Source organism: Acidisoma sp. S159 (genome assembly GCF_009766125.1).
Taxonomy (GTDB): domain Bacteria; phylum Pseudomonadota; class Alphaproteobacteria; order Acetobacterales; family Acetobacteraceae; genus Acidisoma.
This window is the reverse complement of sequence record NZ_LMUG01000022.1, coordinates 1-4,355: the sequence shown is the minus strand read 5'-3', so window position 1 is coordinate 4,355 and position 4,355 is coordinate 1. Positions and strand designations below refer to the sequence as shown.

The window sequence follows — 4,355 nt, the reverse complement described above, 5'->3', positions numbered from 1 at the left end:
TCCTTATGCGCACTCATAAGGACGACCTTAAGCGCGCTCGATCATACCAACGCCAGGCGGCCACCGGCGGATGGATACGATGCGGGCGCCGCACTTGGCGTTGTGGCGGCCGCTTAATTCATCGATGAAGCGGCGATAAGCCGCCAAATCGACGAAGTCGCGTGAGCCGCGCATCAGCACGCTGTCCTCGACGGCCTTCTTGAGGTACCCGTGGGAACTCTCGACCGAGCCATTCTCGTGGGCGATCCCGCTGTTGTTGCGGGTTGGCTCCATGCCTAATGCGCGCACAGGGCGTCGTAGCGCGTGGTCAGGTCCACGCGGGCCTCGTCATCGAGGTTGCGAAAGGCCGCCGACAAACTGTCGCTGCGATGTTCTATTGGCGCACCGCCCAACGCCCACAGAGCGTTCTTGATCTTGACGCGGGTCAAGCGGACCTCGCGTTTAAAGCATTGGGCACACGCAATTGCGAAGCGGTCAGGCCCAGGCAAGGCACGCGTAGCGCTTGCCAGGAAGCTTTCCGTAGTCCTGCACAGCATATGGCGGTCAGGTGAGACGTTCCGCTGGTCGGAGCAGGCCGTGGAAGCCTGACACAACCTTAACGAGGTTCACTCGAGCGACCCGCTGGCGCCAGTGTGAGTTGTCCACCGGGGCGAGGGTGCGGGCTGGCTGCGAGGGACGCCGTTGGACTGCGTGCGTTGCACGCGAGTCCGTTGTGGACATTGCACCGCCTGTGCTTCGGACCAGATGTTGCGGCGGCATACGCTGACCGCGTAGAGAACCGTGACCCCGCGAAAGCAACGGCGACTAGTAAAAGGCGTTGACAACGGAGACGCGATTACAGAACGGCCCGCGGGATTCAAGGGGTTGTACGAAAATGGCGACGCGATTGCGGTCATGTGTTCGGCCTTTACGTGCGCTGACATGACCGGTGGCTCAGATGGGTTCCGCGAACGACATCCAAACAATTCTCCGGCATAGTGCTGCCCGGGTTCAACGCGGTTGTCGTCCGTCGGGTCGACCGATCACCATCTTCCTTGAGCTCTTGAATCCGTGGCATTGGCGCGCGAGCTACTCGGTGATCGGCGGACGCCGATTCTCTTCGCCACGCGCACCAGTGGTGGACCCGCTGCTCAATCGAGGAGCGTATAATTTCCACTTCCGTCACTGCTATGTGTTCCACCCGACGCGCACGCGCCCAACGATTCTTCACCTGCGAAGTGCAGCACTTGGCACTTCTGACACCAATTCCAGCCGGATTGACCGAGCGCACCTGGATCGTTGTTTATAAGAACGTAATCCGCACTGCCCGTACTAGAGTGAAGGCCACCTGCTGCACATACACTAGGTTGTACACCACCGAAGTGCAGCAACTGACATTTATTACACCATCGCCAGTCATGTTGACCGGACGCGCCTCCGTCAAAGAGGTAGTCGCCACTACCGTCAGACGCATGCTCACCTCCTACAGCGCAGATCCCTCCATTCCCGCTTCCAGCAAAGTACATGCCCTGACACTTTAGGCACCGCCGCCACCCACTTTGCAGATCGCCTTCCTGAAAATAGCCAGCGGGGCCATCAGCTACCGAAATTTCTTGACCGTGGCGTTCAACGCTAAGTAAGCGCTGTAGCTCAAATTCCTGTTGTTGGTTGTTTCGCGAGAGCTCCAGTCCCTGGACTCTCCCAGAAAGCGTAGACCCATCTGATAAGGCCAACACCAAGTCAAAGTTAAACCTCCAAGTATCGTGACCATTCGGAGTGATTCTGATTGTAAAGTTGCCGTTCTGCAGCAGATCAGATGTCTGGCGATTGAGGATTACAAGCCCAAAAGGGCCTTCGTCCTTCTGAACGACGTTGAGGTGACCATAATCACTATCGACCTGCGCGCATACCAACCCGTTTACGTCACGAACTGTCAGGGTAACATGCGTGTCATCATACTTATCGTCGTCGTTGAAGTGAAATGATACACTAGCCTGTGCAAGTCTAGCAGCCATTTTGACCCCCAAAGCAAGCAACGACTTCTTTGTCCCTCCTGTACGAGGGGCCTGACCGTCCCTTTGACAAACAATAACAGAAGACGGCACGCTGGTGAAGAGCCCTGCCCGGGAGCGGACATTGCGAAATCAGGAACTTTCTCAATGCCACTCGATGCAACGCTGTCAATGAGTTACGTTTTCTAAAACGACATACCCGAGCAGGCCCGCAAAATTTTAACCTTGGATACGTCCGTATCAGCATCTACGGGCACACGCTCGCTGCGCGGCATCAGCAGCAGCCTGCCTACGCAGCGCGGAACTTCTTCAACACGGCTGATTGCCTCTCTGAGGGTCAGACCAAAGATCAATACCCGCGATGTTCGTCCGAGCCACTCGGGCCCAGCTCGTCGGCACTGCCACGTCGAGGATTACCGAGTTTGCGGCCAACACACTTAGATGCTATGTTCGGACAAGTACCAGCTTACTTCAAAAGTAGTAACCTTACTCCAAAAGTAGTAATTGGACTCCACATGAGCTTTCTGGACATCCAAGGCACATGCCCGGTCTGTGGACCTGACGCCCATTTCGTGGCGGCAGACAGTTGGCTGCGGGACAGTTTTGGTTGTACTCGCTGTCACTCGTTGCCGCGGGAGCGCGCTATGATTTCGGCCATCGACATGTATGTGCCGAATTGGCGCGATCTCCTGATCCACGAAAGTTCACCAGTCTGGCGAGGTGCAAGCGTTAAATTACATGACGAAGCCAAAGGCTACTCGTTCTCGTATTTCGATCCGCAACGGCCGCTTGGTGGCCCACATTTTGTCAATGGCGCGGTCAATCAGGATATCGAAAGGATGACGTTCGAGGATGAAAGCTTCGATATGTTCGTTACGCAAGACGTATTCGAGCACATCTTTCGACCTGATCTCGCCATCCGGGAAATCGAAAGGGTACTTAAGCCCGGGGGCTACTACATTATGACCGTGCCGCTCGTGAACAGGGAGCGGCACTCGGAACGGCGCGCCGAATTGCAGAACGATTCGATCAATTATATTAAACCGGCGGCGTTTCATGGCGATCCCGTCAACGCCAACGGCACCCTCGTGACAATTGATTGGGGCTTTGATGCTTGCGGCTATTTGAGCCATCACAGCGGCATGCGTTGCGCTGTGCTAGTAATCGAGGATCTTAGCAGAGGAATTCGAGCAGCCTACAACGAGATTGTTGTCATGCAGAAAGGTTCGTGGAGGGCGATTTAGCGGCATAGCGGGACCGCCAGCCGCTGCGGCAGTAAAGATCAAACGCCACCGGGCATCGCGGGAGTGGGCCTGGGCCTGGGCCCGCATGATAGGCAGGAGGCAGGAGGGCGTGCGGTTAGTTTTGATCCGGACGCTACCTTGACTGGGATCAGCGATGGAGCGACCACAACACAGGCGTGCCCTACCCCGCTCAGGTGACTCCAAATGCCGTAGCCACCTATCCCTCCCTCCGGCAGCGGCCGTTTTCCGATATTTGAGGATTTGCAAGAGGTTATCGGCGCCCGTGGCGTGATGGTGAGAAGTGTCATAAAGAAAAGCTAATTGACACGAGATTAGGTGTCAGGCGGCGGAACAAGTCGTGGCCTGAAGCGCTCAAGCGGCAGATCGTGACGGCCTCCCCGGCGCTAAGGGCATCGGTGTAGAAGGTTGCGCGGCAGTTCGACGTGAACACCAACCTCGTCTTCGCTCGGCGCAAGCGCTATGGCGAGGAGCCGGATGCAGGGGCGCCGCAGCTTGTGCCGCTTGTAGTGACGCCGGACCAGCCGGTAACGGCGCCTTGTTCGCTCACGGCCGACCTTATAGAGATCGATCTTCCGCGCGGTTACCGGATCCGGATCAGCGGCAATATCAAAGCCTCCACGCTGCGTGTCCTGCTGCACGTGCTGGACCGGAGAGGATTGCATTCCCAGCGAGCGTGGGTGTATGGCTGGCGGTCGGGCGGACGGATGTACGTCGCGGCATGAACGATTTTGCACTGCAGGTTCAGCAAGCGACGGGCCGAGATCCGCATGCGGGTGGTCTCGACGTGTTCAGAGGAACCAAAGGCGACCTCGGCAAAGTTCTTTGGCACGACGGTGTTGGCATGTCGCTCTATGCCAAGTAACTGTTTTCATACTACATCCGTTGACCTTTGATCGGAGCATTTAGACGAGTTGGCGTGTTGGAGCGCAGCAGCCCGATCGACGAGATGGTCCCATCGGCTAGACTGTTTGACCAGCGTGTGCGGAAGCGTACAGGTGACGATAGCCGTCGTACGTATGCTTAGGCCGTGTGGACGGAATCCCTGACATGCGTTTCTGACGGATTCCCGAATCGGGTTTTGTTCGAATCACTGCGTGAC

General features: G+C 56.9%; 4 protein-coding genes and 1 pseudogene. 3 read left to right on the top strand and 2 right to left on the bottom strand.

Annotation, left to right across the window (positions count from 1 at the left end; translation table 11 throughout):
* Window positions 1-66 precede the first annotated feature (66 nt).
* Window positions 67-413: pseudogene (locus GSQ92_RS30845) on the bottom strand (IS21 family transposase); the annotation flags it as partial.
* A gap of 717 nt (window positions 414-1,130) precedes the next feature.
* Entirely contained in the window at window positions 1,131-1,994 is an 864-nt protein-coding gene (locus GSQ92_RS07435; RefSeq protein ID WP_159013265.1) for a hypothetical protein, read from the bottom strand.
* A 512-nt stretch (window positions 1,995-2,506) separates the two neighbouring features.
* On the opposite strand from GSQ92_RS07435, the gene GSQ92_RS07430 reads away from it, so the two are divergent.
* From GSQ92_RS07430 to tnpB, 3 genes are all read left to right on the top strand, one after another.
* The gene (locus GSQ92_RS07430) at window positions 2,507-3,235 is read left to right on the top strand and encodes a class I SAM-dependent methyltransferase (RefSeq protein ID WP_159013264.1); all 729 of its coding nucleotides are present in this window, start codon (window positions 2,507-2,509) and stop codon (window positions 3,233-3,235) included.
* A 443-nt stretch (window positions 3,236-3,678) separates the two neighbouring features.
* Window positions 3,679-3,978, top strand: a complete 300-nt coding sequence (locus GSQ92_RS07425) for a hypothetical protein (protein WP_159013263.1) — start codon at window positions 3,679-3,681, stop codon at window positions 3,976-3,978.
* Complete coding sequence (gene tnpB / locus GSQ92_RS07420) at window positions 3,975-4,118, top strand: IS66 family insertion sequence element accessory protein TnpB (RefSeq protein ID WP_159013262.1); 144 nt, start codon at window positions 3,975-3,977, stop codon at window positions 4,116-4,118. Before GSQ92_RS07425 ends, tnpB begins: the two co-directional genes overlap by 4 nt.
* Window positions 4,119-4,355 lie beyond the last annotated feature (237 nt).